Origin of the sequence: Lentibacter algarum, assembly GCF_018860975.1 — a bacterium.
Taxonomy (GTDB): domain Bacteria; phylum Pseudomonadota; class Alphaproteobacteria; order Rhodobacterales; family Rhodobacteraceae; genus Lentibacter; species Lentibacter algarum_A.
This window is the reverse complement of sequence record NZ_JAHKQI010000005.1, coordinates 175,870-194,328: the sequence shown is the minus strand read 5'-3', so window position 1 is coordinate 194,328 and position 18,459 is coordinate 175,870. Positions and strand designations below refer to the sequence as shown.

Sequence of the window (18,459 nt, the reverse complement as noted above, 5' to 3'; positions counted from 1 at the left end):
CTTTGTTCGTTAGTTTCACGGCAACTTAACGGTCGCGGAACTGTGCCTGACGTTTCTCGGAAAAGGCGGCCATGCCTTCCTTTTGGTCTTCCGTCGCAAAGAGCGAGTGAAAAACGCGGCGCTCGAACTGCAGGCCTTCGGCAAGAGTCGTTTCAAACGAGCGGTTGACTGATTCCTTGACGGCCATCGCGGTGATCATCGACTTCTCGGCGATCTTGGCAGCGGCGCCCATGGCTTCTTTCATCAGGTCTTTGGCTGGCACAACACGGCTGACAAGCCCTGCGCGCTCGGCCTCTTCGGCGTCCATAAAGCGGCCCGTGAGGTTCATATCCATCGCTTTGGCTTTGCCGATGGCCCGCGTCAAACGCTGTGTGCCGCCGATCCCTGCCATCACGCCGAGGTTGATCTCGGGCTGGCCGAACTTGGCGGTGTCCGAACAAATCATGAAGTCGCAGAGCATCGCCAGCTCGCAGCCGCCGCCCAGCGCGTAGCCGGAGACAGCAGCGATGATAGGCTTGCGCACCCGCGACACTGTTTCGATCTCATCCACGAACAGGTTTTCAAGGAAGACATCGGTGAAGCTCTTCTCGCTCATCATTTTGATGTCGGCACCAGCGGCGAACGCCTTGTCGCTGCCGGTGAGCACAATGCAGCGCACCTTGTCATTTTTCTGCGCCTCGGTCATCGCGCAGGCGAGCTCTGTGAGCAGCTGGTCATTCAGCGCGTTCAGGGCATCGGGGCGGTTCAGACGGATGAGGGCAATGTGGTCTTCAACTTCGACGATGATCGTCTCAAAGGCCATGTGATTATCGCTTTCGCTTAGTTAATCCAGACTTGTCTGAATATCACTACTGCGCCGGCGTTCAAGTTATCTTTGACACATATTGCAATAGAAAGTTGATCGGCCCGACTGTGTGATGCGCTTGATCGCACCCTTGCAGCCTTCATTTACACAGGTTTCGCCCTCGCGCCCGTAGGCCCTGAAACTGTGCTGAAAATAGCCCAACTCACCGCCTGCAGACCGAAAATCTTTAAGACTGGAGCCTCCGGCCTTGATCGCGGCTTCAAGCACCTGACGGATCGCCGGGACGAGTGAAGCGACACGTTTACGACTGAGTTTTCCGGCGGGCCGGGTTGGAGAAATACCTGTCATATGAAGCACTTCGCAGACATAGATGTTGCCAAGCCCCGCCACGATACGCTGATCAAGCAATGCGGTCTTGACGGGGCTGCTGCGGTTTTTGAAGGCTGCGACGAGTGTGTCCTCGGAAAAGCTGTTGCCGAGCGGCTCGGGGCCGATCTTTGCCAGCAGCTTGTGCGACTCGGCGGTGGCGGTGTTGAGCAAGTCCATCGCGCCGAAGCGGCGGGGATCGTTAAACGCAATTCTCGCACCGTTAACCATATTGAAAATCACGTGATCATGCTTCTCAAGCGGCGGATGATTGTGCGCAAACTGACCGAGTGGATCACCTGAAACTGTCATTCTGCCCGACATTCCGAGGTGAATCAGCAGTGATTCCCCACCAGCGAGATCAGCCAGAATATACTTCGAGCGCCGGCGCAGACGCAGCACTTTTTGCCCTGCGAGGCGGCCTGACATGTTTTCGGGAAAGGGCCAACGCAGATCAGGGCGGTGCACATCCACGCTGGCGATCACCTCGCCCTCCATAGAAGGCGCAAGGCCACGCATCACGGTTTCAACTTCTGGCAGTTCGGGCATGTCGCACTCATCTGGGTTGTTTGGGCGCATTGTATGCCCTCAATGAGCACTATATGAGGGGGGTGAACAGCAGGTGGCAAGGCACATGTCAGAAGATACAACCCATTTCGGATTTGAAACCGTCCCCGAGAGCGAGAAGGCAGGCCGCGTGCAAGGCCTGTTCGGATCGGTGGCGAGCAAGTATGACATTATGAACGACGCCATGAGCTTTGGCATTCATCGCATCTGGAAAGAAGCGATGATGGATTGGCTCGCGCCCCGCCGCGGACAACGCCTTTTGGATGTGGCAGGCGGCACGGGCGATGTTTCGTTCAAGTTTATCGAACGCGCGGGCGAAGCCGAGGCGGTTGTCTGCGACATCACCGAGCCGATGCTTGTTGAAGGGCGCAAACGTGCGGAGGCAGAAAAGCTCGCGGCTTCACTTGACTGGGTGGTTGGCGACGCGATGGCGCTGCCCTTTCCTGACAACAGCTTTGACGTTTACACGATTTCTTTCGGCATCCGGAATGTGACGCGCCCGCAGGAGGCCTTGAACGAGGCCTTTCGGGTTTTGAAACCCGGCGGCCGGCTGATGGTTCTGGAGTTTAGCCAGATACCGAATGAGCTGATGCAAAAGGTCTATGACCTCTATTCCTTCAACATCATCCCGCAGATGGGCCGGGTCATTGCCGGAGATGCCGACAGCTATCAGTATCTGGTCGAGTCGATCCGCAACTTCCCCGACCAAGAGACATTTCTTGGCATGCTGCGCAAAGCGGGCTTTGAAAACGCCAGCTACCGTAACTTGAGCATGGGCATTGCCGCGCTGCATTCGGGCTGGAAAATTTGAGAGGCCCGCACAACATAATAAGGCTGATCAGAACCGGCGCCACGCTTGAGCGCACGGGGGCTATGCCTGTTGTGCTGGATGCGTTTGAAGCGCCGCGCGCGCTGCGGGTGTTGGCGCGCACGGTTGTTTGGCCGTTCCAGTGGCTCGGCAAGAAGGGCGACCCGAAGATGCCCGCGCCGACGCGCGCTTTGTCGGCCTTAGGGCCTGCTTACATCAAGTTCGGACAAGTCCTGAGCACGCGGCCTGACTTGGTTGGCGACGAGCTGGCGACGCAACTGCGAGTGCTGCAAGACAAGCTGCCGCCTTTCTCTATGGAAGAGGCCCGCGCCACGGTTGAAGAAGAACTCGGCACTGGCCTTGATGAGGTGTTTTCCGAGTTTAGCGAGCCGGTTGCTGCCGCGTCGATCGCGCAGGTGCATAAGGCTGTGCTGCGCGAAACCGGCGAGACTGTTGCTGTCAAAATCCTGCGGCCCGGCATCGAGCGGGCTTTTCAACGCGATATCAATGCGTTTTTCTTTGCGGCGAGTTTCATCGAGTTTTTCAGCCCCGCGTCACGGCGCCTGAAGCCTACCGATGTGATCGAGCACTTCGAGGGCGTGGTGCAGGGCGAGCTTGATCTGCGTCTTGAGAGCGCCTCAGCGAGCGAATTTGCGGCGAACACCGAAGGCGACGAGGGCTTTGCCTTGCCTGCCGTCAACTGGGAGCTTTCGGGCCGCCGGATGATGGTGATGAGCTGGGCCGAGGGCGTGCCGCTGGGCGACAATGCGGCAATTGATGCAGCGGGGCATGACCGCAACGCTTTGGGCGCGCGGGTGTTGCAACTGTTTTTGAGCCATGCGCTGCGCGACGGCTTCTTCCACGCGGACATGCACCAAGGCAACCTCAAGGTTGCGCCAAATGGCGATATCATCGCTTTTGATTTTGGCATTATGGGGCATATCGACGAATACACGCGGCGGGTTTATGCCGAGATCCTGTTCGGGTTTATCAAGCGTGACTATCAGCGTGTGGCCGAGGTGCATTTTGAGGCTGGTTATGTGCCCGCCGATCAGGATGTTGACGCTTTTGCACGGGCTTTGCGCGCTGTCGGCGAGCCTATTTTCGGCATGGACGCCACGCGCATTTCTATGGGCAAACTCCTGAGTTACCTGTTTGAAGTGACTGAACGCTTTGGCATGGAGACCCGCACCGAGCTTATCCTGCTGCAACGCACGATGGTTGTGGTTGAGGGTGTTGCCAGAAGCCTGAGTCCGCAGCTTAATATCTGGAATGTGGCGCAACCGATTGTTGAGGATTACATCAAGCAGTCCATTGGCCCGAAGGCGGTGATCAGTGACGCGGCCAAAACGCTTCGAGTGCTGGCGCGCTTTGGGCCACGTCTGCCTCAACTGGTCGAGAAAGCCCTAATCAGGCAAACCCACGAAGAGCCTGCACCAGTGCCTAAACGCCCTGTCGCCGCGATGGCCTTCGCGGCAGTCGCTGGAGCGTTGACTTCGGGCGTAGCTGTCTACTTCTGGCTGGTGTGATCCGGCGGGTATGAGGCCAATTTGCAGCAACTTTTGCTGGCTACGAAAGAGAACTTTTCTCGTTACCGGTTTTCCAATATGCTGCACTGCAACAGGCAAAGGCAGGTAATAATGCGTAAATCGCTGACCTATACATTCGCGACACTCGGGCTTTTGGCCCCCAGCGTCGCTACCCCGGAGGGGCTCACGACCACCAACATCAACATGTGGGGGCTTCCTGGCAGTCTTATTGACATGCCCACAGCCGAAGCCGCGCCGGATGCGCAGCTTTCGACAACGGTGTCGCATTTTGGCGGCACGACCAAAACCTCGATGACATTTCAGCTGACGCCGCGCATTTCGGGCACGTTCCGATACTCGGCTATTCGCGGCCTGAACGTGACGGGCTATACCTTGCCTGCCTACTACGATCGCAGCTTTGACTTGCGCTACCGCCTGCTTGACGAAACCCGCTACCGGCCCGCTGTTTCGATCGGGCTGCGTGACTTGCTCGGCACGGGGCTGCACGGCGGTGAGTATATTGTTGCGACAAAGTCAGTTGGTGACAAACTGCGTTTCACAGGCGGCCTCGGGTGGGGGCGCCTCGGAAGTTACGGCAGCTTTGCGACAATGGGCTCGCGGCCAACCGGCTTGCTGGGCGGCGGCGGCATCCCGAACTATGACCGGTGGTTCCGCGGCCCGGTTGCGGCCTTTGGCGGTGTCAGCTACCAGCACAACGACAAGCTCAGCTTCGCTGTCGAATACTCCTCTGACGCCTACGCCCGTGAAGAGGGTGACGGATTGCTTGAGCACAAGTCGCCTTTCAATTTCGGGGTGAAGTATCAGTTTAGCAACGCCATTCAGCTTGGTGCGAGTTACATGCATGGCAATGAAGTCGGTGTTTACGCCGCGTTGAGCCTGAACCCCAAGCACTCGCCGGTGAACGGCGGAACCGACATCGCGCCCGAGCCTGTCGCCCGACGCACCGCAGCCGCCACGCGCGACTTGGGCTGGACAACAGACCCGACTGCCAAACCTCAGGTCGAGCAATCAGTCAGCAAAGCTCTGGCGCGCGAAGGGATCGTGCTTGAGGCTATGCGCATTGATGCCAAGTCAGCCGAAATCCTGATCCGCAACGAGCGCTATGACATTGAATCACAAGCCGTGGGCCGCAGCATGCGCTCGCTCAGCCGCGTTTTGCCTTCGTCGATTGAAACCCTGACTGTGACGCACTCAAGCAAGGGGATGCCGGCAGGTTCGGTCACGCTCAACCGCTCTGACATTGAAGCGCTTGAACACGCGCCCGCAGCCGACATCCTGGCCAGGGCACGCTTTTCCGCAGACAGTGACATTCGCGCGCTTGAAACCGTGAACGGCGCTTACCCGCGCCTCAGCTGGCATTTTGGCCCGAGCATCAAGCTGTCGGTCTTTGACCCTGACAGCCCCGTGCGTGCTGACGTCATGCTCAACCTTGAGGGCGACTACCACATCGCGCCGGGTTGGGTTGCTTCGGCAGCCATCAACTACAAGCTCGGCGGCAACCTTGACGGGCTTTCGCCAAACCGCACCGGTGTTCAGCCCGTGAACCCGCCACATGCCGTGCGCTCTGATGCGCGTCTCTATGCAGAGGGCAACGGCCCAAAGATTGACCATCTGACAATTGCCAAATTCGGCCGCCACGGCGAGAACCTTTATAGCCGCGTGACGTTTGGCTACCTTGAGCAGATGTATGCCGGCGTGTCGGGTGAACTGCTTTGGAAACCGGCGCAGAGCCGCCTCGCGATTGGTGTTGAAGCAAACTACGTCGCCCAACGCGACTTCAACCAGCGCTTCGGGCTGCAAGACTATAAAGTCGCGACAGGGCATGTCTCGGCCTACTACGACTTGGGCCGCGGCTTTCATACCCAGCTTGATGTTGGCCGCTACCTCGCTGGTGACTTCGGCGCAACTGTCTCGGTTGACCGCGAGTTTGGCAACGGCTGGCGCGTCGGCGCTTACGCAACCAAAACCACACTCTCCTCGGCAAGCTTCGGTGAGGGCTCGTTTGACAAGGGCATCCGCCTGACCATGCCAATGAGCTGGGCGCTAGGGAACTCAACCAAACGCAGCACACAGACCACTATCCAGTCGCTGACACGCGATGGCGGAGCAAGGCTGCACGTTGGCGGGCGGCTCTATGACAATGTCCGCACAACCCACGGCGCCGATATGGCAAAAACCTGGGGGAGGTTCTGGCGATGAGACATCTACCGGGTATTCTTGCTTTATGCGCGCTGACTTTGACTGTCGCTTGTGGCAATCAGGTTGATCGCGGCACGGCGTTAAAGTCTGTTGGCAAGAAAGTTTTTCGCGGTTCAAAGGCGTCGGCCAGCGCTGCCCCCTCGCAAGCACAGCTTGCCGAGAGCATCAACGCGGCACTGTCGGCTAGCAACAAGCCACTCACTGTCGCGGTGATCGAAAACCGCAACGGTTTTGCAGTGCTCACGCAGGTTGCCAGCAACAACGGCTATCAGACCTGGGGTTCGGCAGACAAGCGCGCGATCAGCACCAAATCCGGGATGGTCACAGCAACGCGTGGTTTGGGTTTTGACTTGATGTCAGCAAAAATCGACGGCTCGCTCGCGGCAGTCAGGGCCCGCAGGAGCGGCGCATCGAAACGGTATCTGAACTTTCTGGACGGTGAGAACCGCGTTGTTACCCATGCGTTCAACTGCACGATAACAGTAGGGGCCTCGCAAAATATAGCGATCGGGGAAGTTAGCAGCCGGGTGACAGCCGTTTCAGAGACTTGCAGCGGTGTGCTTGAAGGCCCGGGCTATGAGAACACCTACCAAGTCAGCCCTTCAGGGCACATTTTGCAGTCGCGCCAGTGGCTTGGGCCACAAACCGGCTATGTTTTCCTGCAGGCATTGCGCCAGTAGACAAGCCCCTCAAGAACCGCCGCCATTGCTGAGCGCCACTACATTTTCGGGGAAGATCGGCTGACCGCTTTCGAGGATTAGCACGATTTGCCCCTCGACCATTTGCGCCTCGGAGACAGTTTGATAGTTCTCTGCCGGAGTTGATCCGAGCAGCTCGCCATTGGCGTAGTTCTCGACTTCAAAGTAGTAGGTGCCGTTCTCTATCGGCGTGCCACCATCAAGCACACCCGCCCATTCAACAGGTGCGCCATCAAGCCCGATTTCACTGCGATGCACCTCGTTTCCGGAGCTGTCATAGGCAACGAGATAGGCCTCGTCGGCAAGCGAGGCGGGCATCGGGTAGAGCGTTTGTGGCGCTCCGTCAAAGGCGATACCAGCCGAGCTGCGCGCGTCCATACCAACCCAGTTTGACAGTTGCGCAAGGCCCGAGGTGTTGAGCTGCGCTGCGAGTGCTGTCAGCAAGTCGTTGGTGAGCACCTGCTGCTCGACCGACGAAAACGCAGCCAGTTGCGCCGCATATTCCGAGCTGTCGATCGGGTTGAGCGGGTCTTGATTCTCCATCTGCACAGTCAGCATTTTGATGAAGGTTTCAAAATCCGAGCTCACGGTTGATGATGTGGTGGTTGCTTCTGAGGTAGCGGCCTTCGCAAAGGCGGCGGTTGCACTGGTCGGGAGTATCTGTGTCATGGTCAAGGTCTCGCTTTACAATCTGATATCAAGTCGCGCATCGGGCAACAGCCAGCGTTTTGTATGGGTGTCAGAGTGGCCTGCCTCAGCCGGCGTTTGTGCCTCAGCGGTGTTAGCGGAGGAGTTAAAGCCGCTGTCATTCTGAGCGTCGCCGCCACTGTCGCTGCCGCTTTGTTGTTGCGAAAACTCAAAGCTCGCCTCTCCAAATCCGGCGGCGCGTAATTCTTCAGAGAGCAGATCAATGTGTCGTTTGAGGCTGTCGAGCACTTCCGGCCTTTCGGCGGTGACACTCACTGTTATCTGCCCGTCAGCCGGCACCATCGCGAACTTGAGTTTGCCGAGTTCTCTCGGGTTCAGCTGAATTTCGATCTGGTTTTGCGTGCTGTGCGATATCGCCTCAAGCGCTTGTCGCGCGGCGGTAACAAGCGGCGCATGAGAAATCTGCCCTTTCGCGATACTGGCGGTGATCGGTAGGTTTTGAGCGCGCTCAAACTGCCCGCGCTCTTGCAGGGAGCTTTCCGGTTCGAGCGGTTCGACATGTAGCGCAGCTACGGTGCTGCCTTGCGACAGATATTGCGGAAGGGTTTGCGGCGAACCCGAAGTTGGGTCTGCGCTCTGCTGTTGCGGCTCACTTGTTGTTAGCTTGGCTGCATGTTCCGACACAGCACGAGGCGCGGCCACAATCGGCGATAAGGAGGTAGGGACATTGCGAGGCGGCATGCTCTGGCCAGCAGGGACAGGCGCATGACCTAGCTGCGTTGGTGGGCTGAAAGCGGCTTCTGACGGGCGCGACACGATATGGTGTGGGGTTGTCGCGGCATGTTTCGGCTGTTGAGCCGCGGTATCGAGTGGCACCTCTTCTGCGCGACGGGCTCCTTGAGTTTCTCCACTTTTCGCTGCGGGTTCTGATACGGGGCTCGGATCTTTGCTTATGTTTGTCTGCTGGCGCGCGTCGGTGGATGATTGGTGTGACGTCACTTCACGAGACTGTGCTTCTGGCTGCGCGAGCGAGGGCGTCTCCGATTCGGGCGCAGGTTCATCGGCCGCGCCGTCAGCTTCGGTTTGAGCTTCGGCGGTCTGTTCCTCAAGCGCGGCAGATGCCCTGACCTTGAGTTTGTCGCCAGTTGGCAGAGTGAGTTCAGTCAACGCAAAGGCGGTTTCAAAGCTGCCCTCTTGAGAGGCAAGCGACGCATTTGCAATGACAGACGCGCCTGACAGCTTTTGCCCTTCCGGCAAGGCAGGTGGAGCAATTTGCAATGTGAACAGTTGTGACAACATCTTAACCTCAGGAGTTCTTCCGGATGCCATATGTATCCCACACTTCGGTTACCGCTTCTTTACCGTTTTCTGCGCATCTTGGGAAAAGTCGTGAGAATTGGAGGCAAAACCGTGACGAATTTTAAACCGCTTACCACGCCGGTTGCTACGCCCGCCCCGCGCCCACCAGCGGAGCAGAAACTCTATATAGCCGCCCAAAAACTTGAGGCGACATTTCTGGCCGAGATGCTGAAGTCTGCTGGCTTTGGCGAAGCGCGCGATGCCTTCGGCGGCGGCGCTGGCGAAGAGCACTTTGCCACGTTTTTAACCCAAGCCCATGCGGAAGCAATGGTCGAGACTGGCGGGATCGGCCTCGCGCAGTCAATTTTTGAAGCTCTGAAGGAGACCCAAAATGACACCCCTTAAAGTGATATCGGAACTCGACAGATTACTGGAAAAAGAGCGCGCTGCGTTATTTGATGGCGAGCTGGAAAAGCTTGCCGGCCTAGTCGAACGTAAGAAGGAGTTGATTGATGCACTCAATTCTTTCGGGATGACCGACACGGATGAACTCTTGACGCTGCAAGGCAAGGCAGCCCGCAACCAAGCGTTGCTCGATAGTGCACTGCGCGGCATCAAAAGCGTCTCTAAACGGCTGGCGGCACTGCAAAAAGTGCGTAAGAGCCTGCAGACCTATGACGCCAACGGGCAGAAAAAGACGATTGAAAGCACCCAGCCCGGAAAACTTGAAAAGCGTGCCTGAGCAGTTTGCATCAAATGCCAATGATATCGGTGTGACCAGTTAAGACTTCCTTAGGGACCAAAGGCACATGCTGTGTTTGCGTCCGAAACCCGGATGGCGCAGCAGTGGGAACCTACTGAGCTGCACCCGTCAGAACGACATTACCCGCTTCGCAAGGAGCGCTATTTTGTGGGCGCAAAGCGCCTCGTGTCAAAAGGAACTCTACTATGTCAAGTATTCTGACCAACAACAGCGCAATGGTCGCATTGCAAACTCTTAAGAGCATCAACTCTGGTCTCTCTCAAACTCAAAACGAGATTTCGACTGGTAAGACAGTTGCCACAGCCAAAGACAACTCGGCGATCTGGGCAATTTCAAAAGTGATGGAATCTGATGTTGCCGGCTTTAACGCGATTTCCGACAGCCTCGCGGTGGGTGAATCGACAACAGCCGTGGCCTCTGCCGGTGCCGAGCAAATCGTTGATGTGCTGGAAGAGATGCGCGCACTTGCGGTCGCTGCGGTAAGTGAAACAGCAGACCACGCCAAGATCGACGCCGACATGACGCAAAAGGAAGAACAGATCCTTGCGATCATCGAAGCGTCGCAGTTTAACGGTGTGAACCTGCTCAAGACCGACACTGACGGCAATGGCGGCACAGGCTTGACTGTCCTGTCATCGCTCGATCGCGCTGGCGCGAACGATATTGCCAACGGCAACGCGCCAACTGTGGCTAAGATCGACGTCGCTTCAGCCGACTTTGAAGCTGATCTTGATGTCGCCGGCCGCACAGCTATTGCCGACAGTGCAACCGCTGAAACTGCCCTTGAAGAGATTGAAGGCTTTCTTCAGGTCGCAGTTGCTGGCGCGGCTACGCTCGGTGCTTCGGCCAAACGCATCGCTGATCAAGGCACATTTGTCGGCAAACTGACAGATGCCATGAAGTCAGGCATCGGCGCATTGGTTGACGCGGATATGGAAGAAGCATCTGCAAAACTGCAGGCTCTTCAGGTGCAACAGCAGTTGGGTGTTCAGTCGCTCTCGATCGCGAACCAAGCACCTCAAGCCCTCCTGTCGCTATTCCGTTAAGGTGAGCGATCTTCTGGGGCAGGACACGCGCCTGCCCCAGTTCTTTAACGATTTTTGAAGGGCTCCAAAGTGAACGTTTCTTTACTGGCAAAAAATGCCTATTCCTCCCAAGCTGCCCCTGTCCGAACGGACCGCGGCGCAGAATACGAAGCCTTTGTCGCGGTCACCCGCAAGCTTCAAGCCGCGATTTCTAGCAACGCAAGAACGACGCCGCAGCTGGCTGAAGCACTTGATATGAACCGAAAGCTCTGGACCATTCTGGCAACCGATGCCGCTGGTGAGGGGAATTTACTCCCCGACGCAATGCGCGCCGGGATCATCTCACTTTACGAGTTTACCCGCACCCAAAGCAGCAAAGTTCTACGCGGCGAAGCGGGTGTGCAACCCCTCATCGAGATCAACGCCGCCATCATGCGCGGCCTGAACGGCGGAGGCAAAAAATGAGCGGATTGATCCTTAAACTCGGCCCGAAAGAGCGTGTTCTGATCAACGGTGCCGTGATCGAAAACGGTGATAAGCGCTCGCGATTGGCGATCAGAACACCAAATGCGAATATCTTACGTCTGAAGGATGCGATACATCCTGAAGAGGCCACAACACCGGTCCGGCGAGTGTGTTATGCCACCCAACTCATTTTGTCGGGTGACGTCGATGCAGGTGAGCACAAACTGCAGATCCTGCGGAAAGTCGAAGAGCTGAGCCGTATTCTGACGGACGATGACAGTCGCAAGTTTCTTGACGAGGCAACAAGTGCCGTCGGTGAAGCGCAGTATTACCGCTGCCTCAAGGCATTGCGAGCTTTGCTACCAAGGGAGGAGCGGCTGCTCGCCGCGCGCTTGCAATGACATTCCAACCGGTTGTTCCTACGGGCGGCCTTGCTGGCTGGCGGTTTTTGCAAGCAACGCTTGAGCGCCAGAGCGAGGCTTTTGAAAACTCCAATGAAGTTAAGAGCGATGCCGCGTATTTTGCCGAAAACATCGGCGAGGCCACCAGCGCAGAAGCATTGGTGTCTGATCGCCGCTTGCTTTCTGTCGCATTGACGGCGTTCGGGCTACAGGACGATCTGGACAACAAATACTTCATCCGCAAGGTGCTTGAAGAAGGCACCGACGCTGACGACGCATTGGCCAACAGGCTTTCCGACACCCGCTATCGCGAGTTTTCAGATGCCTTCGGATTTGGAAGCATACCGCGGATCAGGTTTCCAGGCTTTGCAGAAGACGTGATAGACAAGTTTGAAGACCGCTCCTTTGAGGTTGCCGTGGGCGAGCAGAACGAAAGTTTCCGCTTCGGTCTCAACCTTGAGCGCGAACTGCCCGGGATCGCCGCTGACGACACCTCGACCGATGCGAAATGGTATACGGTGATGGGCAATGCGGCCTTGCGCTCTGTCTTTGAGACAGCCTTTGGGCTGCCATCGCAGTTCGGGCAGATAGACCTCGAGCAGCAACTTGAGGTGTTTAAAGATTATGCTGAACGGCGTTTCGGGTCTTCCGAGGTTGACCAGTTTACGGATCCGGAGAAGCTTGACGAACTGGTGCAACTTTACTTCGTTCAGGAGCAGCTATCGCAGGGTCAAACCGCGAGCGGATCCAGTGTTGCTCTAACACTGTTGCAGTCATCGCAGTCATTCTGGCAATAGCAACTGTCTACTCCGGCAGTCGCGCAAGCGGCGCGAGGCGGCGTGCATCACGCACGGCGGGGGCTTCGACACGCGCAGCCGCCTGAGCTTTGCGGATTATGAGTTTAAGCTTGTTGAAGCTGGCCTGAATGCCCTGCGTCACATCTGCAGCGATAAACTGATCAAGTTCCTCCCAGACAGTGACCGCCGCATCGAGATCAGAGTTGCGCCCCTTTTCATACAGTCCGGCATTGATCATTATCTCGGCCTTTTCATAGGTGCTGAGCAAAGCGCGCGCCCGTTCGATCAGGGTATTTTCCTCCTCATTTGCGGCACGTGGCAAGCTGCGCGATATCGACTTGAGCAAGTCGATCGCCGGATAGCGGCCACGCTCGGCGATGTCACGGTCAAGAACACAATGCCCGTCAAGCACCCCGCGCAGGATATCTGCGACAGGCTCGTCCATGTCAGACCCAGCTACGAGCACGGTGAAAACCGCTGTGATCGCGCCTGATCCGACACGCCCCGGACCTGCCCTCTCGCAGAGCGCCATGAGCATATGAGATAACGAAGGTGGATATCCACGCATGGTGGGCAGCTCGCCAGTTGCCGCCGCGACTTCGCGGTGCGCTTCGGCAAACCGCGTGAGAGAGTCTGCCAGAAAAAGCACATGCTTTCCCTGATCGCGAAAGTGCTCGGCAACCGCTGCCGCGGCCCAAGCACAACGCCGGCGCATAAGCGGAGATTGATCAGACGTCGCCGTAACAATGACGGTGCGGCGCATACCTTCCTCACCGAGCGAATGCTGCACGAATTCCGCGAGCTCGCGGCCCCGCTCTCCGATCAGTGCCAGCACCACGACATCGGCCTCAAGATGCTTGGCAAAATGCGCCAGAAGACTGGATTTACCGACACCCGACCCCGCAAAGAGCCCGATGCGCTGACCCTCCACAACCGGAAGCATGGTGTCAAAAACCGCCTTCCCTGTCGCTAGCCGCGCGCCGAGCAGGGCCCGCTCGGAGGCCGGAACCGGCGCAGCTTTGATCTGACAAGACAGGTCTCCTCGCTTGAGCGGGCGCCCATCAAGCGGCCTGCCTGTCGGGTCGATCACCCGTCCGATCCAAGCATCGCAGGGCGACAGAGCTGCGGGTTCTTCCAGCGTGACCGGATCACCGAGCGACACCCCTTCAGGCGTTCCTTCGGGCAAAGCAAAAAGCCTGCCTGCCTCGAGCTTGAGAACCTCTCCGGTAAGCTCCCGCCCGCTCTTTAGGGTGATTCTTACTTGGTCACCATGCCGCGCATGGCTGTGGAGGCCGGAAATTTGCAACACCCCCTGCTCGACCGCGCAAACCCGCCCAATCGCTTGAATACTATCGAGTTTTGCGAGTGTCGCAGACAAGTGGTTCAGATCAATTTGCGGCATCGTTGACTCCAATTTTATCTCTCAAGAACAATTTATAAAGGAATCAGGGTTAAGCCTTAGTTGAAACAAATCGAGGGAGAAGCCCCGATGCTCGATAAAATAAGCCTGTTCCAGGTTGCACAATCTCTTGCTCGTCATTCTGGCGCACGGCAAGCAGTATTGGCGCAAAACATAGCCAACGCCGACACGCCGGGTTATGCCGCGCGCGACGTTGCGCCGTTCAGTCTCGCGCCGCTTGGCAAAGATGCGGGTGCCGGCATGATCGCATCACGCGCGTCTCACCTGACAGGCGCGCATAGCATGCAAGATGTGCAGGTTGTTGAAGCACGCAATCGCAGTTCTGACCCCAACAAAAACGGCGTCACTCTGCAAGAGGAAATGCTGCTGGCCGCCGACACCAAACGCCAGCACGACAAGGCCCTCGCGATTTACAAAAGCGGTATGCGTATTCTGCGCACCAGCTTGAACGATAAATGAGGCTAGAGATGAACGATTTTTCCAAAGCACTAGATGTTTCAGTCAGCGGCCTCAAAGCGCAGTCACAACGGTTGCGTCACTTGGCAGAAAACATCGCCAATGCTGACACGCCCGGCTACCGCCGCAAAACTGTTAGCTTTGAAACAGAGTATCAGAACGGCTCTGCGATTGGACGGGTTGAAACCGGGCGCGTCCGACTTGATCAATCAGATCTCGACAAAATATTCGACCCTTCGCACCCGATGGCTGATGAAACCGGTCATTTTCAGGGGTCGAACGTAAATCTTCTGATTGAAATTGCTGATGCTCGAGAAGCACAGCGAAGCTACGAAGCGAACCTGAAAATGTTCGAGCAATCCAAGCAGATGTCATCGAATTTGATGTCTCTTCTACAGAAATAGTCACCACGAACTGGAGGTCCAGAATGGATATTCGCGCCCTGAATGCGTCACAAAACTACGCATCCCTCAAACCGGCAACACAGCCGACACATAGCTCCGACACCGCAGAACGCGCCTTTGGCAAAGCCGCTGGTGACTTTGCGAGCGCTCTAAAGCAGAGCGAAGAACTGGCGATGTCGGCCATGACAGGCAACGCTGATCCGCACGCGCTTGTGCAGGCACTCGCGCAAACCGAGCTTGCGGTTGAAGCCGCCGTAACGGTGCGCAACAAGGTTGTGCAGGCCTATCAGGAAATCCTGCGCATGCCGGTTTAAGCGCATGGATGAAGCTCTATTTTTTGACACGATGCGACAGGGTCTTTGGGTCGCGGTGGTGATCTCACTGCCGATCCTCACTGTTGCCCTGGTGACAGGCCTGACAATTGGCTTGCTGCAAGCACTCACTTCCATACAGGAAATGACGCTGACATTTGTGCCAAAACTTGCGGCCATTCTGGCTGTGTTCTGGGTGAGCATGGGCTTCATGACGCAATCCATCGTGTCGTTTTTTCACGACAGGATCATCCCTTTGATTGTAGGAGTCTAAAGTGGACAACACAGGTTACACAACGCTCACGAGGCAGTCGGGCTTGATGCGCGAAATGCGCGTGATCGCCAACAATATTGCCAACAGCGCAACGACGGGTTTTCGCCAGGAAGGCGTGATCTTTTCCGAATATGTCGCCCCCGCACGCAACGCTGAATCGCTCTCCATGGCACTAGGTAATGTGCGCAACACCTCGCTGGAGCAAGGCACGCTAACCAGCACCGGCGGCCGCTTTGACTTTGCGATAGAAGGCGACGGCTTTTTTATGCTGGAAACACCAGCGGGTGAGCGTCTGACACGTGCTGGCAGCTTTACACCCAATGCCGAAAGCGAGCTGGTCAGCCCACAAGGGCACCGCGTGCTTGATGCTGGTGGCGCACCGATTTTCATTCCTCCGGATGCGACAGATTTATCGGTTGGCGCGGACGGAACGATAAGCGCTGGCGGCCGTGCCCTCGGGCAGATCGGCATAATGCAGGCAGCTGAAGGCACGCAACTTGTCCGCGAAGACGGCGTAATGTTCCGCGCTGAGGGAGACATCCTGCCCGCTGAAAACGCTTCTATTGCGCAGGGCTTTCTTGAAAGCTCGAACGTCAACCCTATCGGACAAGTCGCGCGGATGATCGAGGTGCAACGCGCCTATGAACTCGGACAGAACTTTGCCGAAACCGAAAACGAGCGGATGAAATCTGCTCTGCAAACCTTCTTCAAACGATAAGGATTGAACCATGCGTGCTTTGAAAATTGCTGCCACAGGTATGGCTGCGCAACAGCTTAGAGTTGAGACAATTTCCAACAACCTCGCGAATATGTCGACGACAGGTTACAATGCCCGCCGTGCCGAGTTTGCTGATTTGCACTATCAGCAAGCCACCAAACCAGGCACGATAAACGCCACCGACGGCACGGTTCTGCCGACCGGCGTTCAGCTCGGGCTCGGAGTGCGGCCGACTTCGGTTTCAGTTCAACTCGCTCAAGGCTCACTCGCACAAACCGGCGGTGATCTTGATGTTGCTATCGACGGTGCGGGCTATCTTGAGGTTACGCTGCCTTCGGGGCAGTCCGCCTACACACGTGACGGCGGACTAAAGCGCACTGGCGAGGGGCTTATCGTAACGTCCGACGGTTTTGCCGTTGCACCGGAAGTGACTATTCCGGCTGATGCGCGCTCGATCTCTATTAACAGCGCGGGCGAGGTTTACGCCTACTTCGTTGACACAACGGAGGGGCAGTTGCTCGGGCAATTCTCGCTGGTTGACTTTAACAACCCCAAGGGTTTGGAGGCGCTCGGCTCGAACCTGTTTGTCGAAACCGAAGCCTCGGGAACTCCGCTGGTTTCAACACCGGGGGAAGACGGGCTCGGCACCCTGCGGCAAGGCTACTTGGAAAGCAGCTCGGTTGATGCGGTGCGCGAAATCACCGAGCTGATCGAAGCCCAACGCGGCTACGAAATGAATGCCAAAGTCATCTCGGCAGCCGACCAGATGATGAGCGCGACGGCTCAGGTTCGCTGATGAAACTCCTGGCGTTTCTTGTCACCTTGCTCGCCTCTGCCAGCGCTGCCGACACTTTGGTGCCAGCGCACACGATCCGTGCGCAGACGGTTATTGAGGCATCTGACTTGCTTGTTCGCGATACAAATGTCGCTGGTGCGCTCGCTGATCCAGCTGACGTGATCGGAAAAGAGGCGAGAGTATCGCTCTATGCGGGGCGGCCAATCCGGGCCTCCGATATCGGCCCTCCTGCACTGATCACCCGCAATCAACTGGTTACGCTCCGCTACAAACGCGGGAACCTGCTCATCAAAACGGAGGCCCGCGCGCTTGGCCGCGCTGCTGCAGGCGAACGTATTCAAGTGATGAACCTAACTTCAAAATCCACTCTGGTCGCAACTGTCTTGCCCGACGGATCGCTGCAAGTTGCGCAATAGGAAACTCACCATGTCACGCACTATCAATTTCTGTTTTCCACTCGCCCTTTTGGCCCTGTCTGCCTGCGGGCGCTTTGACCATGTCGGCAAAGAACCTCCCTTTAGTGATGCGACAGGTGGGGTCGAGCATGTCGCGATGCTAAGCCCGAGCCTGCCTGTTGAAACGGAACAATACTCGCCACAACAGCAAGCCTCGCTTTGGAGTAAAAGCCGATACTCCCTGCTCGGTGACAGGCGCGCCGACAAGAAAGGTGACATCCTGACAGTCGTGATCGAGATCGACGAGAAGGCCGAAATTTCCAACAAAACATCACAGTCACGTTCTGGATCCGAGAGCCTCTCTGTCCCTGGATTGTTTGGCATTCCACAGCGGATAAACGAAAACCTGCCCGACGGCGCCTCGATGGAAGAGGCTGTTTCGATCAATTCGAGCTCCGATGCCAGCGGCGATGGCGCCGTGCGCCGCAACGAAAAACTCACTTTACGCATCGCCGCAACTGTTGTTGATGTGCTGCCGAACGGTGTGTTGTTCTTGACGGGAACTCAGGAAGTTCGGGTGAACTTCGAAATGCGCGAACTGTCGATAACCGGATTTGTGCGCCCTGCTGACATTTCGCGCCAAAACGAAATCACCTATGACAAAATCGCATCTGCGCGCGTGTCTTATGGCGGGCGCGGACAGATATCAGACATGCAGCAACCGCGGGTCGGGCAGCAAGTATTGCACCGTATTCTGCCGTTTTAACTTCTCAATCAATTCAAAGAGGCATCCATAATGGGCAAACTTGTTCCGATAGTTCTAGCCGTGATCGGCATTGGCGGTGGCATAGGCGCGGGGTTGGCATTACGGCCAGCGCCCGAAGACCACACTGAAATGGCAAACCCTTGCGGCGATGTTACGACTCATGAAGCCAAAGCAGTGCTCGAACCTGAAGAGGACGAACACACTGATCAGGAGTATGTGAAGCTCAACAACCAGTTTGTCGTGCCCGTGGTTGCCACAAGCCGAGTTGAAGCGCTTATCGTGGTCTCGCTGAGTGTAGAAGTATCTGCCGGTCGTAAGGACGAGGTGTATGCGCGCGAGCCAAAACTGCGAGATGCGTTCTTGCAGGTGTTCTTTGACCACTCAAACACCGGCGGCTTTAAGGGCACCTTCACAAACTCGAACAACATGGATGTTTTGCGCCGCGCCCTGCTGGAAACTGCGGGTGACATCAGCGGCGACTTGATTACCGACGTTCTGATCATGGACATCGCGCGGCAAGACGTTTGA

The 18,459-nt window shown here is 56.9% G+C and carries 24 protein-coding genes; 19 read left to right on the top strand and 5 right to left on the bottom strand.

Features of this window, described 5'->3' with window-relative positions; genetic code table 11:
* Positions 1 to 25: 25 nt before the first annotated feature.
* Positions 26 to 802 (bottom strand): enoyl-CoA hydratase, encoded by a 777-nt coding sequence (locus KO498_RS05290; RefSeq protein WP_215958843.1) that lies wholly within the window; start codon positions 800 to 802, stop codon positions 26 to 28.
* Between the two features lie 66 nt (positions 803 to 868).
* On the bottom strand, positions 869 to 1,720 hold the full coding sequence (mutM, locus tag KO498_RS05285; protein ID WP_215958842.1) for a bifunctional DNA-formamidopyrimidine glycosylase/DNA-(apurinic or apyrimidinic site) lyase: 852 nt from the start codon (positions 1,718 to 1,720) through the stop codon (positions 869 to 871).
* An 85-nt stretch (positions 1,721 to 1,805) separates the two neighbouring features.
* Here mutM and ubiE point away from each other — a divergent pair, with 85 nt between their 5' ends.
* The 4 genes from ubiE to KO498_RS05265 all read left to right on the top strand — a co-directional run bounded on the left by ubiE (position 1,806) and on the right by KO498_RS05265 (position 6,975).
* A complete protein-coding gene (ubiE, locus tag KO498_RS05280; protein WP_215958841.1) occupies positions 1,806 to 2,549 on the top strand; it encodes a bifunctional demethylmenaquinone methyltransferase/2-methoxy-6-polyprenyl-1,4-benzoquinol methylase UbiE in 744 nt (247 codons plus the stop codon).
* Positions 2,546 to 4,075, top strand: coding sequence for a 2-polyprenylphenol 6-hydroxylase (gene ubiB / locus KO498_RS05275; protein ID WP_215958840.1), 1,530 nt, complete (start codon positions 2,546 to 2,548; stop codon positions 4,073 to 4,075). Before ubiE ends, ubiB begins: the two co-directional genes overlap by 4 nt.
* Before the next feature lie 111 nt (positions 4,076 to 4,186).
* The gene (locus KO498_RS05270) at positions 4,187 to 6,295 is read left to right on the top strand and encodes a YjbH domain-containing protein (RefSeq protein WP_215958839.1); all 2,109 of its coding nucleotides are present in this window, start codon (positions 4,187 to 4,189) and stop codon (positions 6,293 to 6,295) included.
* Positions 6,292 to 6,975 (top strand): YjbF family lipoprotein, encoded by a 684-nt coding sequence (locus tag KO498_RS05265; protein WP_215958838.1) that lies wholly within the window; start codon positions 6,292 to 6,294, stop codon positions 6,973 to 6,975. Before KO498_RS05270 ends, KO498_RS05265 begins: the two co-directional genes overlap by 4 nt.
* Before the next feature lie 9 nt (positions 6,976 to 6,984).
* On the opposite strand, the gene KO498_RS05260 is transcribed toward KO498_RS05265, so the two are convergent.
* Positions 6,985 to 7,662, bottom strand: coding sequence for a flagellar hook capping FlgD N-terminal domain-containing protein (locus KO498_RS05260; protein WP_215958837.1), 678 nt, complete (start codon positions 7,660 to 7,662; stop codon positions 6,985 to 6,987).
* Between the two features lie 15 nt (positions 7,663 to 7,677).
* Positions 7,678 to 8,940: a flagellar hook-length control protein FliK gene (locus KO498_RS05255; protein ID WP_215958836.1), complete on the bottom strand. Its 1,263-nt coding sequence runs from the start codon at positions 8,938 to 8,940 to the stop codon at positions 7,678 to 7,680.
* A 111-nt stretch (positions 8,941 to 9,051) separates the two neighbouring features.
* Between KO498_RS05255 and KO498_RS18140 the strand changes: the two genes are divergently transcribed.
* The 6 genes from KO498_RS18140 to KO498_RS05225 all read left to right on the top strand — a co-directional run bounded on the left by KO498_RS18140 (position 9,052) and on the right by KO498_RS05225 (position 12,391).
* Positions 9,052 to 9,345 (top strand): rod-binding protein, encoded by a 294-nt coding sequence (locus tag KO498_RS18140; RefSeq protein WP_354667622.1) that lies wholly within the window; start codon positions 9,052 to 9,054, stop codon positions 9,343 to 9,345.
* On the top strand, positions 9,332 to 9,682 hold the full coding sequence (locus KO498_RS05245; RefSeq protein ID WP_215958834.1) for a flagellar protein FlgN: 351 nt from the start codon (positions 9,332 to 9,334) through the stop codon (positions 9,680 to 9,682). Before KO498_RS18140 ends, KO498_RS05245 begins: the two co-directional genes overlap by 14 nt.
* Before the next feature lie 206 nt (positions 9,683 to 9,888).
* Positions 9,889 to 10,749, top strand: a complete 861-nt coding sequence (locus KO498_RS05240) for a flagellin (protein ID WP_215958833.1) — start codon at positions 9,889 to 9,891, stop codon at positions 10,747 to 10,749.
* 69 nt (positions 10,750 to 10,818) lie between these two features.
* Positions 10,819 to 11,193: a flagellar biosynthesis regulator FlaF gene (gene flaF, locus KO498_RS05235; RefSeq protein WP_215958832.1), complete on the top strand. Its 375-nt coding sequence runs from the start codon at positions 10,819 to 10,821 to the stop codon at positions 11,191 to 11,193.
* A complete protein-coding gene (gene flbT, locus KO498_RS05230; protein WP_215958831.1) occupies positions 11,190 to 11,594 on the top strand; it encodes a flagellar biosynthesis repressor FlbT in 405 nt (134 codons plus the stop codon). The genes flaF and flbT overlap by 4 nt, the downstream gene beginning before the upstream one ends.
* Complete coding sequence (locus KO498_RS05225; protein ID WP_215958830.1) at positions 11,591 to 12,391, top strand: DUF1217 domain-containing protein; 801 nt, start codon at positions 11,591 to 11,593, stop codon at positions 12,389 to 12,391. Before flbT ends, KO498_RS05225 begins: the two co-directional genes overlap by 4 nt.
* A 7-nt stretch (positions 12,392 to 12,398) precedes the next feature.
* Here the strand turns inward: KO498_RS05225 and KO498_RS05220 are convergent, their stop codons facing one another.
* Positions 12,399 to 13,793 carry a FliI/YscN family ATPase gene (locus KO498_RS05220; RefSeq protein WP_215958829.1) on the bottom strand — a complete coding sequence of 465 codons (1,395 nt, stop codon included), beginning with the start codon at positions 13,791 to 13,793 and terminating at the stop codon, positions 12,399 to 12,401.
* An 87-nt stretch (positions 13,794 to 13,880) separates the two neighbouring features.
* On the opposite strand from KO498_RS05220, the gene KO498_RS05215 reads away from it, so the two are divergent.
* Genes KO498_RS05215 through KO498_RS05175 form a run of 9 tightly spaced genes read left to right on the top strand, consistent with a single transcriptional unit; the run spans position 13,881 to position 18,459 of the window.
* Positions 13,881 to 14,270, top strand: a complete 390-nt coding sequence (locus KO498_RS05215; RefSeq protein WP_215958828.1) for a FlgB family protein — start codon at positions 13,881 to 13,883, stop codon at positions 14,268 to 14,270.
* An 8-nt stretch (positions 14,271 to 14,278) separates the two neighbouring features.
* Positions 14,279 to 14,671, top strand: a complete 393-nt coding sequence (gene flgC, locus KO498_RS05210; RefSeq protein ID WP_215958827.1) for a flagellar basal body rod protein FlgC — start codon at positions 14,279 to 14,281, stop codon at positions 14,669 to 14,671.
* Between the two features lie 23 nt (positions 14,672 to 14,694).
* On the top strand, positions 14,695 to 14,985 hold the full coding sequence (gene fliE / locus KO498_RS05205; RefSeq protein ID WP_215958826.1) for a flagellar hook-basal body complex protein FliE: 291 nt from the start codon (positions 14,695 to 14,697) through the stop codon (positions 14,983 to 14,985).
* Positions 14,986 to 14,989: 4 nt separating this feature from the next.
* The gene (locus tag KO498_RS05200; protein WP_215958825.1) at positions 14,990 to 15,256 is read left to right on the top strand and encodes a flagellar biosynthetic protein FliQ; all 267 of its coding nucleotides are present in this window, start codon (positions 14,990 to 14,992) and stop codon (positions 15,254 to 15,256) included.
* A gap of 1 nt (position 15,257) precedes the next feature.
* Complete coding sequence (locus tag KO498_RS05195; protein WP_215958824.1) at positions 15,258 to 15,974, top strand: flagellar hook-basal body complex protein; 717 nt, start codon at positions 15,258 to 15,260, stop codon at positions 15,972 to 15,974.
* A gap of 10 nt (positions 15,975 to 15,984) precedes the next feature.
* Entirely contained in the window at positions 15,985 to 16,770 is a 786-nt protein-coding gene (gene flgG, locus KO498_RS05190) for a flagellar basal-body rod protein FlgG (protein ID WP_215958823.1), read from the top strand.
* On the top strand, positions 16,770 to 17,186 hold the full coding sequence (gene flgA / locus KO498_RS05185; RefSeq protein ID WP_215958822.1) for a flagellar basal body P-ring formation chaperone FlgA: 417 nt from the start codon (positions 16,770 to 16,772) through the stop codon (positions 17,184 to 17,186). The genes flgG and flgA overlap by 1 nt, the downstream gene beginning before the upstream one ends.
* Before the next feature lie 10 nt (positions 17,187 to 17,196).
* On the top strand, positions 17,197 to 17,931 hold the full coding sequence (gene flgH, locus KO498_RS05180) for a flagellar basal body L-ring protein FlgH (protein WP_215958821.1): 735 nt from the start codon (positions 17,197 to 17,199) through the stop codon (positions 17,929 to 17,931).
* Between the two features lie 30 nt (positions 17,932 to 17,961).
* Complete coding sequence (locus tag KO498_RS05175) at positions 17,962 to 18,459, top strand: flagellar basal body-associated FliL family protein (protein WP_215958820.1); 498 nt, start codon at positions 17,962 to 17,964, stop codon at positions 18,457 to 18,459.